At 67.0% G+C, this 2,637-nt stretch carries 2 protein-coding genes; both read right to left on the reverse strand.

The window, feature by feature from the left end:
* Positions 1–73: 73 nt before the first annotated feature.
* Positions 74–1,255 carry a hypothetical protein gene (locus IEZ12_RS30765; RefSeq protein ID WP_229848346.1) on the reverse strand — a complete coding sequence of 394 codons (1,182 nt, stop codon included), beginning with the start codon at positions 1,253–1,255 and terminating at the stop codon, positions 74–76.
* Between the two features lie 70 nt (positions 1,256–1,325).
* On the reverse strand, positions 1,326–2,637 hold a 1,312-nt coding region (locus IEZ12_RS30770), incomplete at its 5' end, for a hypothetical protein (protein WP_189276710.1).

Below are 2,637 nucleotides of genomic sequence, written 5' to 3' on the forward strand. Positions count from 1 at the left end.
CACCTTCGCGGCGCGATGATCTGGATCAAGGACCTCACCAAAGCTGCCGCTTGATCACGACCAAATACGCGACCTAGGAGGGGTCGAGGAGGTCTGCCGTGACGCGATCCCAGGACGGCCGGTCTTCGCCGATACGACGGACCACTGTCAGCATCCGTCCGTCCAGATGAGCGTCCAGCGACTGCGCGTGCCGCCTGGCGCGGCCGCGCCGTGTTGCCCGGTCAGGCAGACGGTCGGCAAGGACTCCAAGGAGGACTTCGTGTGTGGCAGGGCCCAGGCGGTCGGCCGAAACCCATCGGCCACGCACCGGGACGCCGCCAATCTCGCCTTCCACGTCCCCCGTCATCTCGAACCGGCGGGCCAGCGCCTCATCCATCAGGTCCTCCGGGCTGAGCACCTTCTCCCCGGACAGAATTTTGTAGCGAACCGGCCGAATCTCGGCTCGGGACCGAGGCTCATCCGAGTCCAGGTCTTCTACCCAGGGTTCCTCGGCTGGAGCTTCCGCCCGCGCGGATGCTCTGCGGTGCTCTGCCCTGATCTCCCAGACCTCATGTCCTGGCTCGTCGATCCAGGTCAAGTCCAAGGCGCTGTCGACGCTGTCACTGGCGGACAGGAAGATGTCGACCCCCACACCAGTGGGTCCGATCCACACCCAGCTCATGAAGTAGGCGTGGCCCGCGTGCGCGGTCGACCACGCGGCGAGCTGGAGAAGCCGGTCTCGCTGACCGGCTGTCGCAGTCCCGGGGAACAGCTGCTTGGCTAGGCGCCTGCGCCCCCGGGCCTCGCCTGCGAGCGGTCCCCCCGCCACGTGGAAGAGCAGGTCTGGGCGAACTCCTCCGCCGCCGTACTTCTTCACCAACTGACCAGGTAGGACATCGAAGCTGTGCAGGCCGTCGGCCGGTGCCCAATCGAACAGGCACTCGCTGGCGGCGGTCATCACTCCAAGGCCGGTGGCTTCCGCGACGAACCTGCTGATGTGCCCCGAGCTGGCCAGCAGCGTCTGATGCTTTGCGGTGAGGAGCGTGCCGGGTGCGCCTGCGGTGATGTAGCTGAGGAGGAGGGCAACCTCGTGATCCCGTACGCGCGGATCGACGATCTTCCGCAGGTCACAAGCCAGGGCGTTGATGTGGACCAGTCGTGAGAGGGCCACAGGTAGATGTCCTTGGCCGACCTCGACGGCGACGATGTCTGAGATGCCGTCCGGATCAGGTTGGACGCTGAACTTCCACAGGCGGGCCCGCACGCTGGTCGTCACCTGCCGAGCCTACAAGGCTGCAAAAATGCTGGTGGGCCCGGATGGTTGCCTCCGGGCCCGTGGCTCCGAGTCAGGCACGAGCCTCTGGGGAAGGGACCGACCGCCCGACCGAGGGCATCGCGAGCAGGCGGGCGAGGTGCGCACTCGTGGCTAGGAGGTCTTCGCGTGCGCGAGGACTGACGTTGTCCAGGACGGTGCGCTCCTCGAAGATCAGTTCGCTGGTGAGACGGGTAAGGACGGGCGTGCCGAAATCGGCAAGTCGAGCGTCGGCGGCGTCCCGGAACTCCACAGGGGGCTGGTGGTGCTTACCCCCCGGAACGAGAATGAGCCCGGCTACCGGGATGTTGCTCGCCACCATCCGGAGGTTCTGCTCCCGCCATGCGGTCGCAGACTCGGCCGGTGTCAGATCGACGTGGCGGCCCACGTTTGTGGTCTGTCGGCCGCCGGAACTCGCGACGGTGATCGTGGTTGCGTAGCCCGGGTCTTCCACAACGATCACGAAACGATCGGTAATGCCGTTCAGCATCGTGGGGCCCATGTACCCGTAACTGTTCGAGACGCTGTCCGCCAGGATGATCCAGTCGAAGTCGGACCGGGCCCGCGGGATGAGCTTCTCCAACGCTTCCCAGCTGTGGCTTCCCACGTGGACGTGAAGCTCTCCCGGGCCGCTGGTGAGGCGAAGACGCTGCCAGGGCGCAACCTCCGCCGGGGCCTTCGGACGACGCCGCTCGGGCCACGTCGGAGGGGGATACGCCGCTGGCTGCGCGGATGCCTCGCTGACGTCGTGAACAATGAGCACTCGCCAACCGTGCTGGGCCCAGCCTGCGCCCAAGTGCAAGGCGATCTTCCAGCATGACGTCTTGCTCAGGGAGTAGCCCACCGACTCAAGCTGCACGACGAGTCCGGGATTCCGGTGGTGTCCGTCCGAGGGCGACAGCGCGCCATTGCGTGCGGGTCGGAGCGGCGAGACCTTGTTCTCCACAAGGGATTCCGCGAGGACAGTGAATGGTCTCGGACGGCGTGCTGGAAGGTGGTCTGAGCCGGCCCGAACAGTTCGCACGGTCAGCACGCCGTTCCACCCGTGGCCGGCCGCCCGGGGGACGAACCGCATACGGCACTCATCGGGTCCGCAGGCGTGGGTTGCCCGATCCCAGATGAGGTCGGGCCCTGCAATCGCGTCGCCCAGGAGGCAGGCAATGCGATCGTCGTGGACCGCCGTCCCCGGGGCGACGACCCGGTCAAGCAGCCAGTCGACGCCGTGCTCGACTTCCGAGCTGGAGACCCTCAGATCCAGGTGGCCCTCCAGGCGCGTCCAGATCCCGGGACGACGCAACAGGGCGCTGGCCAGGAACTGCGAGGTCCTGACCGGCGGCGTGACGGGG

Origin of the sequence: Kitasatospora griseola, assembly GCF_014648555.1 — a bacterium.
GTDB classification, from domain to species: domain Bacteria; phylum Actinomycetota; class Actinomycetes; order Streptomycetales; family Streptomycetaceae; genus Kitasatospora; species Kitasatospora griseola.